The 21,343-nt window shown below is 71.9% G+C and carries 21 protein-coding genes; 9 read left to right on the forward strand and 12 right to left on the reverse strand.

All coding sequences use genetic code 11. The features are described from left to right. Positions 1 to 25: 25 nt before the first annotated feature. From BLS43_RS31715 to BLS43_RS20645, 8 genes are all read right to left on the reverse strand, one after another. Positions 26 to 157, reverse strand: a complete 132-nt coding sequence (locus BLS43_RS31715; protein WP_093087558.1) for an MFS transporter small subunit — start codon at positions 155 to 157, stop codon at positions 26 to 28. Further along, on the reverse strand, positions 154 to 1,512 hold the full coding sequence (locus BLS43_RS20615; protein ID WP_093087561.1) for an OFA family MFS transporter: 1,359 nt from the start codon (positions 1,510 to 1,512) through the stop codon (positions 154 to 156). Before BLS43_RS20615 ends, BLS43_RS31715 begins: the two co-directional genes overlap by 4 nt. Before the next feature lie 154 nt (positions 1,513 to 1,666). Next, on the reverse strand, positions 1,667 to 2,944 hold the full coding sequence (gene clpX, locus BLS43_RS20620) for an ATP-dependent Clp protease ATP-binding subunit ClpX (RefSeq protein WP_093087564.1): 1,278 nt from the start codon (positions 2,942 to 2,944) through the stop codon (positions 1,667 to 1,669). A 186-nt stretch (positions 2,945 to 3,130) separates the two neighbouring features. Then, positions 3,131 to 3,784: an ATP-dependent Clp protease proteolytic subunit gene (locus BLS43_RS20625; RefSeq protein WP_093087566.1), complete on the reverse strand. Its 654-nt coding sequence runs from the start codon at positions 3,782 to 3,784 to the stop codon at positions 3,131 to 3,133. Beyond that, complete coding sequence (locus tag BLS43_RS20630; RefSeq protein ID WP_093087870.1) at positions 3,784 to 4,383, reverse strand: ClpP family protease; 600 nt, start codon at positions 4,381 to 4,383, stop codon at positions 3,784 to 3,786. The genes BLS43_RS20625 and BLS43_RS20630 overlap by 1 nt, the downstream gene beginning before the upstream one ends. Positions 4,384 to 4,589: 206 nt before the next feature. Further along, entirely contained in the window at positions 4,590 to 6,032 is a 1,443-nt protein-coding gene (gene tig / locus BLS43_RS20635) for a trigger factor (protein ID WP_093087568.1), read from the reverse strand. 133 nt (positions 6,033 to 6,165) lie between these two features. Beyond that, the gene (locus BLS43_RS20640; protein ID WP_093087571.1) at positions 6,166 to 6,456 is read right to left on the reverse strand and encodes a hypothetical protein; all 291 of its coding nucleotides are present in this window, start codon (positions 6,454 to 6,456) and stop codon (positions 6,166 to 6,168) included. A gap of 67 nt (positions 6,457 to 6,523) precedes the next feature. Further along, positions 6,524 to 6,697, reverse strand: a complete 174-nt coding sequence (locus BLS43_RS20645) for a CsbD family protein (protein WP_093087574.1) — start codon at positions 6,695 to 6,697, stop codon at positions 6,524 to 6,526. 57 nt (positions 6,698 to 6,754) lie between these two features. On the opposite strand from BLS43_RS20645, the gene BLS43_RS20650 reads away from it, so the two are divergent. Genes BLS43_RS20650 through BLS43_RS20660 form a run of 3 tightly spaced genes read left to right on the forward strand, consistent with a single transcriptional unit; the run spans position 6,755 to position 8,180 of the window. Beyond that, entirely contained in the window at positions 6,755 to 7,330 is a 576-nt protein-coding gene (locus BLS43_RS20650; RefSeq protein ID WP_093087576.1) for an RNA polymerase sigma factor, read from the forward strand. Then, positions 7,321 to 7,875, forward strand: a complete 555-nt coding sequence (locus tag BLS43_RS20655; RefSeq protein ID WP_093087579.1) for an Asp23/Gls24 family envelope stress response protein — start codon at positions 7,321 to 7,323, stop codon at positions 7,873 to 7,875. Before BLS43_RS20650 ends, BLS43_RS20655 begins: the two co-directional genes overlap by 10 nt. Beyond that, positions 7,863 to 8,180, forward strand: a complete 318-nt coding sequence (locus BLS43_RS20660) for an Asp23/Gls24 family envelope stress response protein (protein ID WP_176921446.1) — start codon at positions 7,863 to 7,865, stop codon at positions 8,178 to 8,180. The genes BLS43_RS20655 and BLS43_RS20660 overlap by 13 nt, the downstream gene beginning before the upstream one ends. A 9-nt stretch (positions 8,181 to 8,189) precedes the next feature. Here BLS43_RS20660 and BLS43_RS20665 read toward each other — a convergent pair whose 3' ends face one another. Then, positions 8,190 to 8,876: a (2Fe-2S)-binding protein gene (locus tag BLS43_RS20665; protein ID WP_093087584.1), complete on the reverse strand. Its 687-nt coding sequence runs from the start codon at positions 8,874 to 8,876 to the stop codon at positions 8,190 to 8,192. A 520-nt stretch (positions 8,877 to 9,396) separates the two neighbouring features. On the opposite strand from BLS43_RS20665, the gene gltB reads away from it, so the two are divergent. After that, the gene (gene gltB / locus BLS43_RS20670) at positions 9,397 to 13,986 is read left to right on the forward strand and encodes a glutamate synthase large subunit (RefSeq protein ID WP_093087586.1); all 4,590 of its coding nucleotides are present in this window, start codon (positions 9,397 to 9,399) and stop codon (positions 13,984 to 13,986) included. Next, positions 13,979 to 15,430: a glutamate synthase subunit beta gene (locus tag BLS43_RS20675; RefSeq protein ID WP_093087588.1), complete on the forward strand. Its 1,452-nt coding sequence runs from the start codon at positions 13,979 to 13,981 to the stop codon at positions 15,428 to 15,430. The genes gltB and BLS43_RS20675 overlap by 8 nt, the downstream gene beginning before the upstream one ends. Before the next feature lie 337 nt (positions 15,431 to 15,767). On the opposite strand, the gene BLS43_RS20680 is transcribed toward BLS43_RS20675, so the two are convergent. From BLS43_RS20680 to BLS43_RS20690, 3 genes are all read right to left on the reverse strand, one after another. Then, positions 15,768 to 16,211, reverse strand: a complete 444-nt coding sequence (locus BLS43_RS20680) for a nitroreductase family deazaflavin-dependent oxidoreductase (RefSeq protein ID WP_093087590.1) — start codon at positions 16,209 to 16,211, stop codon at positions 15,768 to 15,770. 83 nt (positions 16,212 to 16,294) lie between these two features. Then, positions 16,295 to 16,549, reverse strand: a complete 255-nt coding sequence (locus tag BLS43_RS20685; protein ID WP_093087593.1) for a hypothetical protein — start codon at positions 16,547 to 16,549, stop codon at positions 16,295 to 16,297. Positions 16,550 to 16,602: 53 nt separating this feature from the next. Beyond that, entirely contained in the window at positions 16,603 to 17,280 is a 678-nt protein-coding gene (locus tag BLS43_RS20690; protein ID WP_093087596.1) for a DedA family protein, read from the reverse strand. 124 nt (positions 17,281 to 17,404) lie between these two features. On the opposite strand from BLS43_RS20690, the gene BLS43_RS20695 reads away from it, so the two are divergent. From BLS43_RS20695 to BLS43_RS20710, 4 genes are all read left to right on the forward strand, one after another. Beyond that, positions 17,405 to 17,929, forward strand: a complete 525-nt coding sequence (locus BLS43_RS20695) for a DUF1697 domain-containing protein (RefSeq protein ID WP_093087598.1) — start codon at positions 17,405 to 17,407, stop codon at positions 17,927 to 17,929. A 78-nt stretch (positions 17,930 to 18,007) separates the two neighbouring features. Continuing rightward, on the forward strand, positions 18,008 to 19,327 hold the full coding sequence (locus tag BLS43_RS20700; protein ID WP_093087601.1) for an ABC1 kinase family protein: 1,320 nt from the start codon (positions 18,008 to 18,010) through the stop codon (positions 19,325 to 19,327). 96 nt (positions 19,328 to 19,423) lie between these two features. Continuing rightward, positions 19,424 to 20,722 (forward strand): ABC1 kinase family protein, encoded by a 1,299-nt coding sequence (locus BLS43_RS20705; RefSeq protein ID WP_093087604.1) that lies wholly within the window; start codon positions 19,424 to 19,426, stop codon positions 20,720 to 20,722. Positions 20,723 to 20,955: 233 nt separating this feature from the next. Beyond that, positions 20,956 to 21,288 (forward strand): hypothetical protein, encoded by a 333-nt coding sequence (locus BLS43_RS20710; protein ID WP_093087607.1) that lies wholly within the window; start codon positions 20,956 to 20,958, stop codon positions 21,286 to 21,288. Positions 21,289 to 21,343 lie beyond the last annotated feature (55 nt).

The following is a 21,343-nucleotide window of genomic DNA, read 5'->3' on the forward strand; positions in this document are numbered from 1 at the left end:
GCCGGAGGCTACCCACCGCTCTGCCTTATCCACCGAAGAGCGCGGGAATCTTCACGATCAGCTGCATCAGGCCGTAGAGGAACGGGATCCCCACCCACAGCCAGGCGACGACGACGAGGGCGACCGGCGCCTTCCCGGTCTCGTCCCGAGTGCTCATGCCGCCACCTCCTTCTCCTCGGCGGGCTCGTGCCAGCGATCGCTCACCGGGCGGACCAGCTCGTTCGCGACGAACCCGAGCACCAGCAGCACGATCATCACGATGAACGCGGGGGTGTACCGCGCGGGCCCGGCGACGTCGGCGCGGGAGTCCGCGATGGCGTTGACGATGATCGGGCCCAGCACGCCCGCCGTGGACCACGCCGTGAGCAGCCTGCCGTGGATGGCGCCGACCTGGTAGGTGCCGAACAGGTCCCGCAGGTAGGCGGGGATCGTGGCGAAGCCCGCGCCGTAGAAGGACAGGATCAGCATCGCGCAGATCAGGAAGACGGCCTTGTTGCCCTCGCCGATGAAGGTCAGGGCGATGTAGAGCAGCGCCCCGACGCCGAGGTAGATCCGGTAGATGTTCTTGCGCCCCACCACGTCCGACAGCGACGACCAGACGAACCGGCCGAGCATGTTCGCCAGCGACAGGATCGACACGAACGCCACGGCGGCGGAGGTCAGCGTCTCGGCCGTGGTGGAGTCGCGGAAGAAGTCCTGGTAGATCGGGTTGGCCCGCTCCAGGATCCCGATGCCGGCGGTCACGTTGAAGCACAGCACGATCCAGAGCAGCCAGAACTGCGGGGTCTTGATCGCGTTGGCCGCGGAGACGCCCGCAGTGGTGACCATCGCCCGCGTCTTCTGCACCGCCGGGTCCCACCCCGCGGGCTTCCACCCGTCGGCCGGGACGCGGATCAGCAGCCAGCCCATCGTCATGAACACCGCGTAGACCACGCCGTGGATGAGGAAGGCCAGCGCGATCCCGTTCGGGTCGGGGTCGTTCCCGCTCGCGCCGAACGCCGTCAGCATCGACGCCGTCCACGGGTTCGCGATGAGCGCGCCGCCGCCGAAACCCATGATGGCGATACCGGTCGAGAGGCCCGGGCGGTCCGGGAACCACTTGATGAGGGTGGACACCGGCGAGATGTAGCCGATCCCCAGCCCGATCCCGCCGACGCCGCCGTACCCCAGGACGACCAGCCAGTACTGGCCGAGCCAGATCCCGAGCGCGGAGATGAGGAAGCCCGCGACGAAGCAGGACGAGGACACGACCATCGCCCAGCGCGGACCGTTCGCGTCCACCTTCGTGCCGAACACCGCGGCCGAGAGCCCCAGCATCACGATGCCGAGGGTGAAGGGCAGTGCGGAGGCGACGCCCCCGATGTCCATGCCCTTCTCGAGCGCGCCCTTGAACGCGCTCCACGCGTAGACCTGACCGATCGCGAGGTGGATCGACAGCGCGGCCGGTGGGACGAGCCAACGGCTCCATCCCGGCGGCGCGACGATCCGTTCTCGCGAGAGGAATCCCGCCATGTGCTTACCTCCCCGACGTTCGCGGGGAACCTAAGCCGGGCCGGTCCGGTCCGCAATCGCTGGGTCGTCCGACTCGCGTGTCCGGACTGGGCGACTCGCGGGAACGCGACGGCGCCCGCCTCCCGGTCGGGAGACGGGCGCCGTCAGGGCCTTCTCAGGCGGAGCGTTCGCCGCGCTCCCGGCGCTGCGGGCGGCGCGGGACGATCGTGGGGTTGACGTTGTTGCGGACCGTCTCGCCCGTGACCACGACCCGTGCGACGTCGTCCCGGCTCGGGATGTCGTACATGACCGGGAGGAGGACCTCCTCCATGATCGCGCGCAGCCCTCGGGCGCCGGTGCCGCGCAGGATCGCCTGGTCGGCGACGGCCTCCATGGCGTCGTCGCTGAACTCCAGCTCGACCCCGTCCATCTCGAAGAGCTTGCGGTACTGCTTGACCAGCGCGTTCCGCGGCTCGGTGAGGATCTTGACCAGGGCCTCCTTGTCCAGCGAGGTCACCGAGGCCACCACGGGCAGACGCCCGATGAACTCCGGGATCAGGCCGAACTTGATCAAGTCCTCGGGCATGGTGTCCGCGAAGGACTCCGCACCCTCGAGCTCGTTCTTCGAGCGGATCTCCGCGCCGAAGCCCAGCCCACGGCGGCCCACCCGGTCCGAGATGATCTTCTCGAGACCCGCGAAGGCACCGGCCACGATGAACAGCACGTTCGTCGTGTCGATCTGGATGAACTCCTGGTGGGGGTGCTTGCGCCCGCCCTGCGGCGGCACCGAGGCGGTGGTGCCCTCCAGGATCTTCAGCAGCGCCTGCTGCACGCCCTCGCCGGAGACGTCCCGCGTGATCGACGGGTTCTCCGACTTGCGCGCGATCTTGTCGACCTCGTCGATGTAGATGATCCCGGTCTCGGCGCGCTTCACGTCGTAGTCCGCGGCCTGGATCAGCTTGAGGAGGATGTTCTCGACGTCCTCACCCACGTAGCCGGCCTCGGTGAGCGCCGTGGCGTCCGCGATCGCGAACGGCACGTTCAGCAGCTTCGCCAGGGTCTGCGCGAGGTAGGTCTTGCCACAGCCGGTCGGGCCGAGCATGAGGATGTTCGACTTGGCCAGCTCGACGCCGTCCCCGTCGCCCCGGGACCGGTCGCCCGCCTGGATGCGCTTGTAGTGGTTGTAGACGGCCACGGACAGCGTCCGCTTCGTCTGCGCCTGCCCGACGACGTACTGGTCGAGGAACTCGTGGATCTCGGCGGGCTTGGGCAGCTCGTCGAGCTTCACGTCGCCGGTCTCGGCGAGCTCCTCCTCGATGATCTCGTTGCAGAGATCGATGCACTCGTCGCAGATGTAGACGCCGGGACCGGCGATGAGCTTCTTGACCTGCTTCTGGCTCTTCCCGCAGAAAGAGCACTTGAGCAGGTCACCGCCGTCACCGATGCGTGCCATGGCCCCAGTCCCATCCGGCGCGCCCGGGTCGGGCGAGCCCACGTCGTCACAGACGGTACCTGCCGAGACCGGGCCCCGCGACGGATCGAAGGTCCTGTCGCGAATCCCGTCGGCAGACGGTCGTTATCGGTGCGCCTTGCAAGAGCTCCGCCGGTGGTCGGGCGAGGCCCGACCACCGGAGGGTGATCAGCCGACTGCGGACAGCTTCCGGCTCTGGATGATCTCGTCCACGATCCCGTACGCCTTGGCCTCGGTGGCCGTGAGGATCCGGTCCCGCTCGATGTCCTCGTGCACCTGCTCGGGCGTGCGCCCGGAGTGCGAGGCGAGGGTGGTCTCCAGCAGCTTGCGCATGCGGGTGATCTCCGCGGCCTGGATCTCCAGGTCGGACACCTGGCCGTAGAAGCCCTCGGTGGCGGGCTGGTGGATCAGGATCCGCGCGTTCTGCACCGCGAGCCGACGCCCGGGCGTGCCCGCGGCGAGCAGCACCGCCGCGGCCGACGCCGCCTGCCCGAGGCAGACGGTCTGGATGTCGGGGCGGATGAACTGCATGGTGTCGTAGATCGCCATCAGCGACGTGAACGAGCCGCCGGGCGAGTTGATGTACATCGAGATCTCGCGGTCCGGGTCCGCCGACTCGAGGCACAGCAGCTGCGCCATCACGTCGTTCGCCGACGCGTCGTCGATCTGCACGCCGAGGAAGATGATGCGCTCCTCGAACAGCTTGTTGTACGGGTTCGACTCCTTGACCCCGTACGAGGTGCGCTCCACGAAGGACGGCAGCACGTAGCGCGACTGGGCTCCCTCGTGGGCTCGCCCACCCGGCATCTGGAAACCACTCATCACGAGCTCCCGTTCTCACTCGGGTGCGGGAGGTCGCCCGCCCGCGACACGACGTGGTCGACGAAGCCGTACTCCAGGGCCTCCTGCGCGGAGAACCACCGGTCACGGTCGAAGTCCTGGGTGATCTTCTCGACGGTCTGGCCGGTGTGCCCGGCGATCAGGGCCGCCATCTCCTCCTTGTGGCGCCGGAACAGCTCCGCCTGGATGCGGATGTCCGACTCCGAACCGCCGACGCCCGCCGACGGCTGGTGCATGAGGATCTGCGTGTGCGGCAGCGCGTACCGCTTGCCGGGCGTGCCCGCCGACAGGAGGAACTGCCCCATCGACGCGGCCAGGCCCATGGCCGTGGTCGACACGTCGCAGGGGATGAACTCCATCGTGTCGAAGATCGCCATGCCCGCGGTGACGGAGCCGCCGGGCGAGTTGATGTACAGCGAGATGTCCGACTCGGCGTCCTCCGCGGCGAGCAGCAGCATCTGCGCGGCGATCCGGTTGGCGATCTCGTCGTCCACCTGCTGGCCGAGCACCACGATGCGCTGCTGCAGCAGCCGCTCGTAGACCGAGTCGGAGAGCGTCATGCTCGAGGGGCCCGAGCGCATCTGCAGCGCCCGGCGGTCCTCCACGAGACGGTCCGCGGTGGACCGCGGGCCGGTGTCCTGCTGGGTCACTTCACCCTGCCTTCGCATTGGTTGACTCGGGGTCTGGACCCGACCCTACGCGGACGCGGGGTCGGAGGACCCGCAACGGACGGCGTGTTCGCCGACAGCGCAGCGACCACCCGTCCGTGCAGGTCAGCGGGATGTGATCAGGACTTGGCGGGGGCGGGCTCGGCGGTCTCGTCGGCCGGCTCCGCGGCGGTCTCCTCGACCGTGCCCTCCACCGTGCCCTCGACGACGGCGCCGTCCTCCGGGGTCTCCGCCGAGTCGTCCTCACCCAGGAGGTCGGACAGGTCGACGGGCTCGCCCGCCTCGTCGGTCACCGTGGCCGCGCGCACCGCGACGATCAGCGCCTTGCTGCGCCGGACGTCCTGGTAGATGGAGCCGAGCTGGCCCGCCTGCTGGATGCGCTGGACGAACTCCTCCGGCGCCATGCCGTACTGCTGGGCCTGGTAGACGATCCGCTCGGTGAGCTCCTGGTCGCCGACCGAGACCTCCTCGGCGTCCGCGAGGGCGTCGAGCACGAGCCGGGTCTTGACCGACTTCTCGGCCTCCTCCTTGGTCTCGGTGTCGAACTCCTCGCGGGTCTTGCCCTGCGACTCGAGGTACTCGTTGAACTTCTCGTCGCTGTGGTCGAAGGCGTGCACCGCGTCGTGGTGGCGGGACTCGATCTCCGCCTCGACGATCGACTCGGGCAGCGGGACCTCGACGGCCTCGACGATCTCGTCGAGCACCTTGTCGCGGGCCTGCGTGACCTGCTCCATGCGGCGGACCCGGCCGAGGCGCTCGGTGAGGTCCGCGGTCAGCTCCTCGAGGGTGTCGAACTCCGACGCGAGCTGGGCGAACTCGTCGTCCGCCTCCGGGAGCTGGCGCTCCTTGACGGCGGTGACCTTGACGGTCACCTCGGCGTCCTTGTCCGCGTACTCGCCCGCGACGAGCTTCGAGGTGAAGGTGGCCTCCTCGCCCGCGGAGAGCCCGGTGATGGCCTCGTCGATGCCCTCGATCAGGCCGCCCTGGCCCACCTGGTAGCTGAACCCGGTGGTCTGGGCCTCCTCGACCTCCTCGCCGTCCACGGTGGCCGACAGGTCGATCTGGACGAAGTCGTCCGCGGCGGCGGGGCGGTCGACGCCGGTCAGCGTGCCGAACCGGGCGCGCAGCTGGTCGAGCTGCTCGGTGACCTGCTCGTCGGTGACCTCGACGTCGTCGACGGTCACGGTGATGCCGTCGAGCTCGGGGAGGGTGATCTCGGGCCGGACGTCCACCTCGGCGGTGAACGCGACCTTGTCGCCGTCGGCGAGCTCGGTGACCTCGATGTTCGGCTGGCCGATGGGCTTGACGTCCTCGGCGGCCGACACGGCCTCGCTGTACTTGGCCGGGACCGCGGCGTTCAGCACCTCGTCCAGCACGACACCGCGGCCCAGCCGCGCGTCGAGGATCCGGGCCGGGGCCTTGCCCTTGCGGAAACCGGGGATGTTGACCTGCTGCGCGATCCGCTTGTAGGCGCGGTCGAACTCGGGCTTGAGCTCGTCGAACGGCACCTCGACTGTGAGCTTGACGCGTGTCGGGCCGATGTGCTCGACGGTGCTCTTCACGGTGGGACTCCTCGGACTGCTGCTTCGCTTCTGGTGCCCACGGCATCGACCCGCTCAGGTCGTGCGGGAACGGGTTCCGGGCACGTGTCCGGGCGAGTCTAGGCGAGAGGCGGCGAACCGGTTTCGGCCGGTCTCACCCGCGACCGGTGTCGAGCTCGGTGTCGGCGACGGTGACCTCCACCTCACGCTCCCCCACCACGGCGCGCACCACGTCGACGATCTGCGCGGCCACCTCGGTCAGCGGCGCGGCCGACGGCCAGCGCAGCACCACGGCCACCTCGACCGGCTCCGGCGCCACCCCGAGCCGGACCCCGACCACGCGGTGTCCGGGCAGGTAGGAGGCCACCGTGCCGAACGGTCCGCCGTCCAGCCGGACGACGGCGGGGTGGGCGAGGACGGCGTCCGCGACCTGCTGGGGCTCCACGCCGCGAACGTAGCGGACGGCGGCACCCGCGAGGGGTGCCGCCGTCCGCCGAAACGAGGGGTGGGGCTCAGCTCTTGAAGACGTCCTTGATCTTCTCGCCCGCCTGCTTGAGGTTCGCGCCCGCCTGGTCGGTGCGACCCTCGGCCTCGAGCTGCTCGTCGTCGGTGGCCTTGCCGGTGGCCTCCTTCGCCTTGCCCTTCAGCTCATCGGCCTTGTTCTCGAACTTGTCCGACGTGCTCATCGCTGACCTCCCGTGTCGGCGGGCGGACGGTGGTTCCGACCCACTACCGTTCGACTCGTGGGACGGGGTACCCCGGTCTCCGACCGGTACACATCGCGGCCGGACCTCGACGACACGACCCTGGTCGTCCGGGCCCGGGAGGGTGACGTGGGGGCGTTCGCCCAGCTCGCGGAGCGCCACCAGGCCGCGCTGTACCGCGTGGCGCTGCGCCTGCTGGGCAACACCGCGGACGCCGAGGACGCCCTGCAGGACGCCCTGCTCGACGCCTGGCGGCGGCTGGACCGCTTCCGCGGCGACTCCGCGTTCAGCACCTGGGCCTACCGGATCGTGACCAACCGCTGCCTGGACCTGCTGCGCGCCCGCCGGGCGACGGTGGGCCTGGACGCGGTGGAGGAGCCCGCCGCGCCGGACACCACCGAGCACGCCGCCGAGGTCGACGCCGGGCTCGCGGCGGTCGGCGCCGCGCTGCGCACCCTGCCGGACGACCAGCGCGCCTGCTTCGTGCTGCGCGAGCTGGAGGGGCTGGGCTACACCGAGATCGCGCAGATCACCGGGGCGTCGGAGACGGCGGTGCGCGGTCGGATCCATCGGGCACGGACGACGTTGGCGGGAGTGCTGCGCGCATGGCGATAGATCCGGAGCCGATCGAGCCCCTCGCCTGCGGCCGGGACGCGGCGCAGGTCTGGGACCACGCCGTCGCGGGCACCCTCGACGAGCACGAACGGACCTGCCCGCACTGTCGGGCCGCGGCGGCGGACGCCCTCGGCCTCGACGGCGTCGTGCACCGGTTCGCCGCGCAGCGGCCCACTCCCCCGCCCACGGTGCTCGACGCCGTGCTGGGCAGCGTGCGGGACCTCGTGGCCGCCGAGCTGCGCCCGCAGGACCTGATCCCCCTCGACTCCCCCGAGGGACCGGCCCGGCTCGCCCGGCCCGCCGCCGCCCGGGTGCTGCGGCACCTGGTGGACGGGATGGAGGGGGTGCGGGCGCGCAGCTGCCGGGTGGGGACGACCGGTGTGACGATGACCGTGACCGCGCGGTTCGGGGTGGACCTGGCGAGTGTGACGGCGCGGGTGCGGCAGATGGTCGTCGCGGCGGCCGAGCAGACCCTCGGCCTGCCGGTGGGCCGGGTGGACATCACCGTCGTCGACCTCTGGGAGGAGGACCCGTGGCGCGCGTGATCTTCGGGGACGCGGCGGTCGCCCGGATCGCCGCGGCCGTGGCGGCCGAGGTGCCCGGCGTCGAGTCCCTGCGCCCGGACCTGAGCCAGGCCCTCCTCGGCCTGGTCGGCGCCGAGCCCGTCCGCGGGGCGACGGCGGCGGTGCGGGAGGGCCGCGCCGAGGTCGTCCTGACGGTGGTGACGACCCTGGGCCACAACCCCCGGGACCTGTGCGTCGCGGTGCAGCGCGCGGTGGCGGAGCGGCTCCGGCGGGAGACCGGCCTGGTCGCGACGGTCACGGTCACGGTGGCCGACATCCTCCTGTGAGCGAGGGGCTCAGGTCAGGGCGCAGTCGCTGCACTTCCCGCCCGCGGGCAGGCGGTAGTAGAGGCAGCAGGAGCGGCGGCGGAAGGTCCAGTCGAGGTCGGGCCGGACCGGCGGGCGCCGCTCGCCCGCCGCCGCCAGCAGCGGGTGGGCCAGGACCCGCTCGACCACCGCCGTGGCGCGCGGGTCGGCGAGCACCCGCTTCGCGCCCGCGACCGACGAGGCGACGTTCCCCCACAACAGCCTCGCCGACACCCGTCCGGCGGCCGCCGCGACGAGGGGTTCCGCCATCTCCTCCGCGACCAGGGCGGGCAGCTCGCCCGGGTCGCGGAACCCGTCGGTGTCCGTCCAGAGCGGCCACGGACCGGTCACCGAGACCCGCCAGAACAGGGAGTCCGGGCTCAGCGCGGGCAGCGTCCCGGTCAGCGTCACGGCGGCGATCGGCGCCGAGACCAGCCGCGCGGCGAATCCCTGCACGGCGATCGACGCGGCCACCCGGTGCTCCACCGGGGACCCCGCCTGCTCGGACAGCACGCGCTCCACGTGCGCGATGCGGGCGTCGACGGCCTCCGGCAGGGAGCGCAGCGGCCGCCAGGTCGGGTCGACCTCCTCGGCGGGGTCGGTGGACACCGTGAAGAAGGGGCCGAACCGGCCGACCTCCGCGAGCACCGCCGCCACCGATCCCGTCACGCCGACCATGCCCGCATCCTCCGCCCGTCACCCGCCCGGCGGTACTCCGGGCCCCCTCCGGCACCTCAACCTCGGGTGGGGTCGCGGGTGCGCTCGATCACGTCGCGGGAGCGGCCTGCGTCCGACCGGGTGCCTCCGACCTGCCCGAACGGACGTGACGGCGATCTCGAAGGGGCGCTTTCGTCCCAGCTCACACCGCTGATCGCGGCTATCCCTGGCGAAATGCGGTCGTCGCATGTCACTCTTTGCGCGGCGAGTGGGCACCCGATGCCGCGTGCTGCGCGCCTGACGAGCACGACGAGCAAGCCGCCGGCCGGCCCCGCCCACGGGTACCGGCCGAGAACTGTGCGCCCGCACCACCACGAAGACGACAAGGCGCGACCGCGAAAGCGTTGACCCGATCGGACCAGTGACCAGGTTCCGACGGAGCATCGCTGTAGTCTGGACCCCCCTGTGGACCTGGAACTCCCACGGTTCACGTCGTCCCGATGCGAAGTCGGGGTGCGCACCGAGACGACAGGAGGAGCTGTTGGCTGCGACGAGCAACCGCCCCGGACCCACACCGCAGGCACCGGCACCCGGCGGGCTGTACGCGCCCGACCAGGAGCACGACGCGTGCGGTGTCGCCATGGTCGCCGACCTGCAGGGTCGCCGTGACCACGGGATCGTCGAGAAGGCGCTCACGGCGTTGCTGCGCCTGGAGCACCGCGGCGCCCGCGGCGCGGAGGAGAACACCGGCGACGGTGCGGGCATCCTGATCCAGATCCCGGACGCGTTCTACCGGGAGGTCGTGGACTTCGACCTGCCCGCGGCCGGGGCCTACGCCACCGGTATCGCGTTCCTCCCCCGGGACGAGGCGAAGGCGGCCGAGGCCGTCGAGCGGATCAACGTGCTCGCCGCGGAGGAGAACCTGCGCGTGCTGGGCTGGCGCGACCTGCCCACCGACCCGGTGAAGGCCGACCTCGGCCCGACGGCGCTCGCCGCCATGCCGAGCTTCCGGCAGCTGTTCGTGGCCGGCATCGAGACCGGCATCGTGAAGCCGCCGCCCACCGGCATCGAGCTGGAGCGGCGCACGTTCTGCCTGCGCAAGCGCGCCGAGCACGAGACGGGCACCTACTTCCCGAGCCTGTCCCCGCGGACGGTCGTCTACAAGGGCATGCTCGCCGAGCCCCAGGTCGAGGCGTTCTACCCCGACCTGTCGGACCAGCGCGTGACGAGCGCCCTGGCCGTCGTGCACTCGCGGTTCTCCACGAACACGTTCCCGGCGTGGCCGCTGGCGCACCCGTACCGGTACGTCGCGCACAACGGCGAGATCAACACCCTGCGCGGCAACCGCAACTGGATGAAGGCGCGCGAGGCGCTCCTGGCGTCCTCGAAGCTGCCCGGCAACCTGGACCGGCTGGTCCCGATCGTCACGCCGGACGCGAGCGACTCGGCCACCTTCGACGAGGTGCTGGAGCTGCTGCACCTGTCCGGGCGGTCGCTGCCGCACGCCGTGCTGATGATGATCCCCGAGGCGTGGGAGAACCACGCCGAGATGGACGCCAAGCGCCGCGCCTTCTACGAGTTCCACTCCAACCTGATGGAGCCGTGGGACGGGCCCGCGCTCGTCGCGTTCACCGACGGCACCCAGATCGGGGCGGTCCTCGACCGCAACGGCCTGCGCCCGGCCCGCTACTGGGTCACCGACGAGGGCCTGGTCGTGCTGGCGTCGGAGGTCGGCGTGCTGGACGTCGAGCCCGACCGCATCGTGCGCAAGGGCAGGCTCGAGCCGGGCCGCATGTTCCTGGTCGACACCGAGGCCGGGAAGCTGGTCGCGGACGAGGAGATCAAGACCGAGCTGGCCGAGGCGCTGCCCTACGAGGAGTGGCTGCACGCCGGCCGGATCACCCTCGAGGACCTCCCCGAGCGCCAGCGCGAGACGCCCTCGCACGTCGAGCTGACCCTGCGCCAGCAGACCTTCGGCTACACCGAGGAGGAGCTCAACATCCTCCTCAAGCCGATGGCGTCGACGGGCGCCGAGCCGATCGGCTCGATGGGCAACGACGCGCCGATCGCCGCGATCTCGGAGAAGCCGCGGCAGATCTACGACTACTTCATCCAGCTGTTCGCGCAGATCACGAACCCGCCGCTGGACGCCATCCGCGAGGAGCTCGTCACCTCGCTGCGGTCGCTGCTCGGCCCCGAGGAGAACCTGCTCGAGGCGGGCCCGGCGAACTGCAGGCGGATCGTGCTGCCCTTCCCGGTGCTCGCGAACGACGACCTGGCCAAGATCGTCCACGTCAACGACGACGGCGACATGCCCGGCTTCGCCAGCTACACCGTCAAGGGCGTGTTCAAGGCGGCGGACGGCGGCGAGGGCCTCATGCGCCGCCTGCAGGAGATCCGCGGCGAGGTGTCGGACGCGATCTCGGCGGGCGCGCGGCTGATCGTGCTGTCCAGCCGCGGCATCGACGCCGAGCACGCGCCGATCCCGTCGCTGCTGCTCACCGGCGCCGTGCACCACCACCTGGTGCGCGAGCGGACCCGCACCCGGGTCGGCCTGATCGTCGAGTCCGGGGACGCCCGCGAGGTGCACCACATCGCGCTGCTCATCGGCTACGGCGCCTCCGCGGTCAACCCGTACCTGGCCATGGCCACCGTCGAGGACCTCGCCGAGCGCGGGGACATCCCCGGCGTCGACGCGAAGACCGCGGCGAAGAACCTGGTCAAGGCGCTCGGCAAGGGCGTGCGGAAGACGATGTCGAAGATGGGCATCTCGACCGTCGCGTCCTACACCGGCGCCCAGATCTTCGAGGCCGTCGGCCTGTCGAAGGAGGTCGTCGAGGCCTGCTTCGCGGGCACCACGTCCCGGATCGACGGCGTCGGGTTCGACGTGCTGGCGGGCGAGGCGCTCAAGCACCACAAGCGGGCCTTCCCGGCGGACGGCACCCGCGCCTCGCACCGCGCGCTGGCGGTGGGCGGCGAGTACCAGTGGCGCCGCGAGGGCGAGCTGCACCTGTTCAACCCGCAGACCGTCTTCAAGCTGCAGCACTCGACCCGCTCCGGGCGGTACGAGATCTTCAAGGAGTACACGAACGCGGTCGACGACCAGGCCAAGCGCCTGATGACGCTGCGCGGGCTGTTCTCCTTCAAGGAGGGCGTCCGCCCGCCGGTGCCGCTCGAGGAGGTCGAGCCGGTCGAGTCGATCGTCAAGCGGTTCGGCACGGGCGCGATCTCCTACGGCTCCATCAGCCAGGAGATGCACGAGACCCTGGCCATCGCCATGAACCGGCTGGGCGGCAAGTCCAACACCGGCGAGGGCGGCGAGGACCCGGAGCGGTTCACCCCATTGCCCAACGGCGACAGCAAGCGCAGCGCGATCAAGCAGGTGGCGTCCGGCCGCTTCGGCGTGACCAGCAACTACCTGGTCAACGCGGACGACATCCAGATCAAGATCAGCCAGGGCGCCAAGCCCGGCGAGGGCGGCCAGCTGCCCGGCGGCAAGGTCTACCCGTGGATCGCGAAGACCCGCGGCAGCACGCCCGGCGTGGGGCTGATCTCCCCGCCGCCGCACCACGACATCTACTCGATCGAGGACATCAAGCAGCTCATCCACGACCTGAAGAACGCCAACCCGCGGGCCCGCATCCACGTGAAGCTGGTCAGCCAGGTCGGCGTCGGCACGGTCGCGGCGGGTGTCGCGAAGGCGTACTCGGATGTCGTGCTCATCTCCGGGCACGACGGCGGCACCGGCGCCTCGCCGTTGTCGTCGATCAAGCACGCGGGCGGCCCCTGGGAGCTCGGCCTGGCCGAGACCCAGCAGACGCTGCTGGCCAACAACCTGCGCGACCGGATCGTCGTGCAGGCGGACGGGCAGCTCAAGACGGGGCGCGACGTCGTCGTCGCGGCCCTGCTCGGCGCCGAGGAGTTCGGTTTCGCGACCGCTCCCCTGGTGGTCAGCGGCTGCATCATGATGCGCGTCTGTCACCTGGACACCTGTCCGGTCGGCGTCGCGACCCAGAACCCGGTGCTGCGCGAGAAGTTCGACGGGCGGCCCGAGTACGTCGTCAACTTCATGCGGTTCATCGCCGAGGAGGTGCGCGAGTACCTGGCGCAGCTCGGCTTCCGGACCCTGGAGGAGGCCGTCGGCCACGCCGAGATGCTCGACACGGACGCGGCCCTGCACCACTGGAAGACCCAGGGCCTGGACCTGCGCCCGATCTTCCACTCCCCGGAGCTGCCCGAGGGCGCGTCCCGCCACCGCACCCGCGGCCAGGACCACGGCCTGGACAAGGCGCTGGACAACACCATGATCCAGCTCGCGGAGGGCGCCCTGCGCAACGGCGACAAGGTCCGCCTGGACCTGCCGGTGCGCAACGTCAACCGGACCGTCGGCACCATGCTCGGCTACGAGCTCACCACCAAGTGGGGCGCCGAGGGCCTGCCGGACGACACGATCGACATCACGCTGACCGGTTCGGCCGGGCAGTCGCTGGGCGCGTTCGTGCCGAAGGGCATCACGCTGCGGATGGTCGGCGACACGAACGACTTCTTCGGCAAGGGCCTCTCCGGCGGCAGGCTCATCCTGCGCCCGGACCCGCGGGCGCCGTTCGTCGCCGAGGAGAACATCATCGCCGGCAACGTGATCCTGTACGGGGCCACGAGCGGCGAGATGTTCATCCGCGGCATCGTGGGCGAGCGGTTCTGCGTGCGGAACTCCGGCGCAGTCGCCGTCGTCGAGGGCGTGGGCGACCACGGCTGCGAGTACATGACCGGCGGCAAGGTGGTCGTGCTGGGCAAGATCGGCCGCAACTTCGCGGCGGGCATGTCCGGCGGCTCCGCCTACGTGCTCGACCTGAACGACGGCGTGCTGGACAAGCGCGTCAACCCCGAGATGGTCGACATCGACCCGCTCGACGACGCCGACCGCGAGTTCCTGCGCGAGGTCGTCGAGAAGCATCACGCGGAGACCGACTCCCCGGTCGCCCGCGCCCTGCTCGCCGACTGGGACAGTGCGGTGGAGCGCTTCGGCAAGATCATGCCGAAGGACTTCAAGCGGGTGCTCAAGGCCCGCGAGCAGGCCGAGAAGGACGGTCGGGACGTGAACGTCGCGATCATGGAGGCGGCACATGGGTGACCCCAAGGGCTTCATGACCACCGCGCGGGAGACCCCGACGCGGCGCCCGGTCGACCTGCGCCTGATGGACTGGCGCGAGGTGTACGAGGACTTCCCGCGCGACCACGTGGAGAAGCAGGCGGGCCGCTGCATGAACTGCGGCATCCCGTTCTGTCACCAGGGCTGTCCGCTCGGGAACCTGATCCCCGAGTGGAACGACCTGGTCTACCGCCACGACTGGCGCGAGGCGATCGAGCGGCTGCACGCCACGAACAACTTCCCGGAGTTCACCGGGACGCTGTGCCCCGCCCCCTGCGAGGCGGCGTGTGTGCTGGCGATCAACAACGACGCCGTGACCATCAAGCAGGTCGAGATCGAGATCATCGACCGGGCCTGGGACGAGGGCTGGGTCACGCCCGTCGTGGCGCAGACCAAGACCGGCAAGAAGGTCGCGGTCGTCGGCTCCGGGCCCGCGGGCCTGGCCGCCGCCCAGCAGCTGACCCGCGCGGGGCACGACGTCGTCGTGTTCGAGCGGGCGGACCGCATCGGCGGCCTGCTGCGCTACGGCATCCCCGAGTTCAAGATGGAGAAGTCGCGGCTGGACCGCAGGCTCGAGCAGATGGTCGCCGAGGGCACGCACTTCCGCGCCTCGGTGGACGTCGGGGTGGACGTCACCGTCGAGCAGCTGCGGTCCGACTACGACGCGGTGGTGCTCGCGGGCGGGGCCACCGCCTGGCGCGACCTGCCCGCCGAGGGCCGCGACCTCAAGGGCGTCTACCAGGCCATGGAGTTCCTGCCCTGGGCCAACCGGGTCCAGGAGGGCGACCTGGAGGAGCCCCCGATCTCGGCGAAGGACAAGCACGTCGTGATCATCGGTGGCGGTGACACCGGGGCGGACTGCCTCGGCACCTCGCACCGCCACGGCGCCGCGTCGGTCACCCAGCTCGAGATCATGCCGACGCCCCCGGAGCACCGCACCGAGGGCATGCCCTGGCCGACCTACCCGATGGTCTACCGGGTCTCCTCGGCGCACGAGGAGGGCGGCGAGCGGCTGTTCTCGGTCAACACGACCGCGTTCGTCGACGACGGCACCGGCCAGGTCAAGGCGCTGCGGCTGGTCGAGGTCAAGCGCGGCGACAACGGCTTCGAGGCCGTCGAGGGCACCGAGCAGGAGATCCCGGCGGACCTGGTCCTGCTGGCGATGGGCTTCGTCGGGCCGCAGCAGGAGGGGCTGGTCGCCGAGCTCGGCGTCGAGCTCGACCCGCGCGGGAACGTGGCGCGCGACCAGGACTACATGTCCAGCGTCGAGGGCGTCTTCGTGGCGGGCGACATGGGCCGCGGCCAGAGCCTGATCGTCTGGGCGATCAGCGAGGGCCGCTCCGCCGCCGCGGGCGTGGACAAGTTCCTGACCGGCCGGGAGGTCCTCCCGCGCCCGATCAACCCCACGGACCGCCAGATCGCCTGACCCACCCCTTCCCGCCCGAGCGGCACCGTGGGGACACGACCTGTCCCGACGGTGCCGTTCGTGCGTTCGGGGTGGGGGTTGCGTCCGATCTGTCCGCTGCGGTCTGTGGTCGCCCGGGCGCGTTCGGCGTGCATTGTTGCCTGCTCACACACTCATCGACCGGTTGTCGCGCCGTGTCCCACGTTCGGCGTGACGGGTGGGACTTGTGGTGATCGCACCGCACCTCCCGGCGGAGTCCCGCGTTGAACCGGACACCGGTACCGGTGGACTGGGGAGCCCCCACCGGTACCGGACAGCTTCCGGCCGGCAGGTCCCGGCCGACGTCTCGGCCGATGTCTCACGCGAGACGGAACACCGGGAAGCCCGGCGCGACCGCGGCCAGCTGCTCGTCGGTGGCGTCCTTGTCGAGGCCCTCGAAGAAGCGGCCGACCTCCCAGCCCCACTTCCGCAGGTAGTAGCGCAGGATGGGCGCCTTGTCCGCGTCCGCCAGCTCGACGACGTCGATCGTCTCGGCCCGGCGCCCCAGCCGCAGCTCGCCGCCGCCCGCGGCCCTGATGTTGCGCACCCACTGCGTGTGGCCGCGCGGGGCGACGAGGTAGCGGGCGCCGTCGACGGTCATCAGGTTGACCGGCGTCGTCCGCCACTCCCCCGACTTCCGCCCGCGCACCGCCAGGATGCGGCTGTCCGCGATGCTGATGCCGCGCCGCGCGAGCCAGGCGACGGTGGCGTTGAAGGCACGGTCGGCGGACTGCGGGACCAGGTATCGGGTGGCGTCGTTCACGAGGACTCCTAGTGTGAGCACTGCTCTCTGTTGAGAACAGTGAACCGCGCGCACCGCACGAAGTCAAGAGCAGTGCTCTCGTTCTAGGTGTCGAGCTCCAGCTCGAAGGAGTCGTCCCCGATCCAGACGCGCAGGCCGTCGGCGTCGTCGGTGAAGAAGCCGTCCTCCTCCTCACCCAGCTCGCGGGCGGCGCCGAGCGCGAGGGCGCTGTAGCTGATCCTGCCGTCGCCCAGGTCGACCGGGCGGTACTCCCGTGCCAACCTCGCCGTTCGGCTCTCTGTGGCCAACCAGGCCGCGTTCTCGGGTCCCACCTGACCGGTCCACGCCTCGTCGCGCATCCCCCCAGTCTCGGGCCGCACGGGCCCGGGCGAGGTCTCAGCGTGAGACGGGATCAGCGGACGACGGGGGCGACCACCGCGTCGGAGGTGGCCTCCGACACGGCGATCAGGGCGGCCGCGGCGCGGCGGGCGAGGATCCGGCGCCGCACGCGCCGGGCGATCTCGAAACCGCCCGCGGTGATCCCGGCCATCAGGATGCCCGCGGCCAGGCAGAGGATCGGGTTGCCCTTGGTGATGGGCCCGAGGATCGCCCCCACCAGCAGCATGTAGACGCTCCACACCGCGGAGCTGACCAGTGTGGCGGGCAGGAACATCCGCAGCGGCAGCCGCACCCGCCCGCAGGCGGCGGTGCTCACCAGGCGCCCGCCCGGGATCAGCCGGGCACCCACACAGGCCACGATCGGCCGGGTGTAGAGGTTCCGCCGGACCCAGGCGCCGAGCCCGTCCTCCTTCGTGCCCGCGCCCCGCAGGACCCGGTTGGAGGAGCGGCCCAGCGCGTAGACGAACAGGTCACCCAGGATCGACCCGACGACGGCGGCCACGAACAGGCCGGACACCTCGACCACGTCCCCGGTGCCGAACGCGGCGGCCGCGGCGACGGTGAGCAGGGTCTCGCTCGGCAGGACCGGGAACGGCCCGTCCAGGGCGATGAGGAAGGTCAGCACCGGCAACAGCCAGACGCTGTGCAACACGACGTCGAAGAACGTCGTGATGGCGTCCAGATGGTGCACCGGGCCTCCTTCCGCGCTCGCGCGGGGACTGGGTGTTCGCTGAGTACTCGTTCCACCCTGTCAGAACGTCACAGCGGGGTCACGGGGGACGTCCCGGAGACCGACTCGGGGGCATCCTGATGCGGTGAGCGGTCGACGCGGGTATGCGGTCCTGTTGCGCGGGGTCAACGTCGGGGGCAACCGGAAGGTGCCCATGGCCGAGCTGCGTTCGCTGCTGGAGGAACTCGGCTTCACCGAGGTCAGGACCCTGCTGCAGAGCGGCAACGCGGTGCTGCGCGGCTCCGGCGACGTGGCGGGGGACATCGAGCGGGCCCTGGCTCAGCGCTACGGCGTCGAGATCCGCTGCCTCGCCCTCACCCGCGAGGAGCTGCAGTCCGCCGCCGACGGAGACCCGCTCACCGACCGGGCCGACAACGGCTCGCGCGCCGTCGTGCTGTGGCTGTTCGACGACATCCCCGAGCCCGCGCTCGTCGAGGAGCTGGACCCCGGGCGCATCGCGGTCCGCGGGCGGCTGGTCTACCAGTGGTGCCCGGACGGCATCTCGAACTCCCCGGACGTCGCCGCGCTGATCCGCAGGAACTGGAAGGTCGCCACGACCGCCCGCAACCGGAACACCGTGGCGAAGCTGCTGGCGGCGATCCCGGACTGACCGGGGTGCTACCCACACCCCGGACCTCCGTGGTGCCTCGGGTGTCTCGGCGCCCGTTCCCCGCGACTCTTGTCCGTCATGAGCACCCTCACGGCAATCCCCACCCGGCCCACCGCCCGGACCGCCGCGATCGCCGCCCTGCCCGTGTCCTTCGCCGGGCGCGCGGTGGCCGGGTGGGGGCGCCGGCTCGCGGGCGCCGACCGCGCGGAGGTGTCGGCGGAGGCCATGGAGCGCAACGCCGAGCAGCTCTTCGCCGTGCTCGGCAGGCTCAAGGGCGGCGCCATGAAGGTCGGCCAGGCCCTCTCGGTGTACGAGCCGATGATCCCGGCGGGGTTCGCCGGGCCGTACCGCGAGGCGCTCGCCAAGCTGCAGGACTCCGCGCCGACCATGCCCGCCCGCGAGGTCCACCGGGTGCTCGCCGGGCAGCTGGGGCGGGACTGGCCGCGCCGGTTCCGGGAGTTCTCCGACACCCCGGCCGCGGCGGCGAGCGTGGGGCAGGTGCACCGCGCCGTCTGGCACGACGGGCGGGAGGTCGCCGTCAAGGTCCAGTACCCCGGCGCCGCCGACGCCCTCGACGCCGACCTGCGCACCCTGCAGCGCTTCACAGGCCTGTTCTCCCTGCTCGCCCCCGCACTCGACGCCCGCGCCGTCCTCGCCGAGCTCCGCTCCCGGATGCTCGACGAGCTCGACTACCGCGCCGAGGCCGACCGCCAGCGCATCTTCGCGGCGGGCCTGGAGGGCGACCTCGTCGCACCGCGGGTCGTCGCCTCGGCGCCCACGGTGATCGTCAGCGAATGGCTGGACGGCGTCCCGCTGCGGGACGTGCTCGGCGCGGGCGGGTGCGCGGCGACGCGCGACCGCTACGCCCACGCCATCGTCGAGACGGCGGTGTCCTCCCCCGCCCGGTTCGGGCTGCTGCACGCCGACCCGCACCCCGGCAACGTCCTGGTGCTGCGCGACGGCCGCCTCGCCCTGATCGACTTCGGCGCCGTGGCCGAGCTGCCCGACGGGTTCCCGCCCGGGCTGGCCCGCCTGCTGACCCACCTGGCCGACGGCGACGCCGCGGCGATGCTCTTCGAGCTCAAGGCGCAGGGCTTCGCCGGGCCGGGCGTGACCGCCGACGAGGTGCTCCGCTACGTCGGCGCGCTCGCGGACCCGTTGCGCCACCGACACTTCCACCTGCACCGCGAGTGGCTGCGGCGCGAGGGCGAGCGGATGGTCGACCCGCGGGGCCGGGCCTTCTGGGAGACCGGGCGCCGGTTGGCCCTCCCGCCGGAGCACCTGCTCGTGGTGCGGGTGCTGTCCGGGTGGCTGAACATCCTCGCCCAGCTGGACTGCACCGTCGGGTTGCGCGGCCTGGCGCAGCGGTGGGTGCCGGGGTTCACCCCGGTGGCGTAGGCCGTGTCCCCCGATCCGGCACCGCCGCCTGCGGCGTGGGCGCCGGGAGCGGTGGCGCCGGATCGGGAGACACGGCCTCGCGGTACGGTCCGAATCATGGACGGGGTTCCGCGCTTCGGGCGGTCCGCACGGCTCGCGTCGCTGCCGCTGAGCTTCGCCGGGCGCGCCGTCGGCGACTGGGGGCGGACCCTCGTCGGCGCGGAGGCGGACTCGGCGCAGACCCTGGCGCGCAACGCCGACCAGCTCTTCGCCGTGCTCGGCACGCTCAAGGGCGGCGCGATGAAGCTCGGGCAGGCGCTGTCGGTCTACGAGGCGATGATCCCCACGGAGATCGCCGGGCCCTACCGCGAGGCGCTGGCGAAGCTGCAGACCTCCAGCCCGCCCATGCCGACCGCGGACATGCACCGGATGCTCGCCGAGCAGCTGGGCCGCGGCTGGCGCGCCCACTTCCGCGAGTTCGCCGACGAGCCCACGGCGGCGGCGAGCGTCGGGCAGGTGCACCGGGCCACGTGGAAGGACGGCCGGGAGGTCGCCGTCAAGATCCAGTACCCCGGCGCCGACCTGGCCCTGGACGCCGACCTGCGCACCCTCGAACGCTTCTCCCGGCTCTTCGCCGCGATCTTCCCCGCCCTCGACGCCCGCGCCCTGATCCGCGAGCTGCGCGCGCGCACGATGGAGGAGGTCGACTACCGCATGGAGGCCGACCGCCAGCGCGCCTTCGCCGCGGGCTTCGCCGACTGGCCGGGGCTGCGCGTCCCGCGCGTGATCGCGTCCGCACCGAAGGTGCTGGTCAGCGAGTGGCTCGACGGGGCGCCGCTGCGCGAGTCGTTGGGTGGCAAGGGGTCCGTGGCCGACCGGGACCGCTACGGCACCACGATCGTCGAGACGATGTTCGCCTCCCCCACCCGGGTCGGGTTGCTCCACGCGGACCCGCACCCGGGCAACTTCCTGGTGCTGGCCGACGGCTCCGGGCTCGGCATGATCGACTTCGGGGCGGCCGCGACCCTGCCGGACGGCATCCCGCCCGTGCTCGTCGCGATCCTGCGGCTGACCGCGGACCGGGACGCCGAGGCGCTCGACGCCCTGCTGCGGGCCGAGGGGTTCCTGGCTCCGGGCGCCGAGGCCGCGGACGTCCTGCGCTGGGTGGGCGCCCTCGGCGACCCGCTGCGCGAGGAGTCCTTCCACTTCACCGAGGAGTGGATCGCCCGCCAGGGCGCCCGGGTGGCCAACCCGACCAACCGTGCCTACCGCGAGACCGGCCGTGCGCTGAGCTTCCCCCCGGAGTACGCCCTGGTCATGCGGGTCCTCTCCGGCTGGATGAACATCCTGGCCCAGCTGGACTGCACGGTCGCCGCGCGCGGGCTCGTCGAACGCTGGGTCCCCGGCTTCCGCTGAGCCTCATGATCCGTGCCCGGGGAGACACGCGGTCGATTCCCGACCGTTCCGCTCCCGACACGGGGATCACCGGTGACGACGGCGGTGAGCAGCACCCCGGCGACGCCGATACCCGACCATGAGCGTCGCGGAGCGCACCGCTGCTGCGGACCCGACGCCCGGCCACCGCGCCGACCCGGCGACGTGCGTCACGGGTCCCGTAACGAGCGCGCGCACGGTCCCGATGGTCCGGCGTGAGCACGCCGTCCGAGAGCACCACGTACCTGTCCATCCCACCCGCGGACGAGCCCACCCCCGCGCCCGCGGCGGCCGAGACACCCGCCGAGCCCTCCCTCGAGTCCTCGGACGCGCCCTCCGACACGCCGTCGGACGCGGGGCGGCCCGAGCCCGCCGACGCGCGGGAGGCCGGGCCCTCGACCGTCGTCCTGGAGCCGGTCCCCCCGCCGCCCACGATCCCGGCGCTCCCCCTCGCCCCGCGCGCCCCCGCCGACCGGCCCTTCGCGGCGCCGCAGCGCTCCGTGCCCGGCCGACCCGACGCCTGGTGGCGCCGCCTGTTCCGCCGCTGACCCGGCGAACGGCGCGTTCGCTCACACCTGGTGAGCCGACGCGCCGTTCGCCGTC

Source organism: Pseudonocardia oroxyli (genome assembly GCF_900102195.1).
GTDB lineage: Bacteria > Actinomycetota > Actinomycetes > Mycobacteriales > Pseudonocardiaceae > Pseudonocardia > Pseudonocardia oroxyli.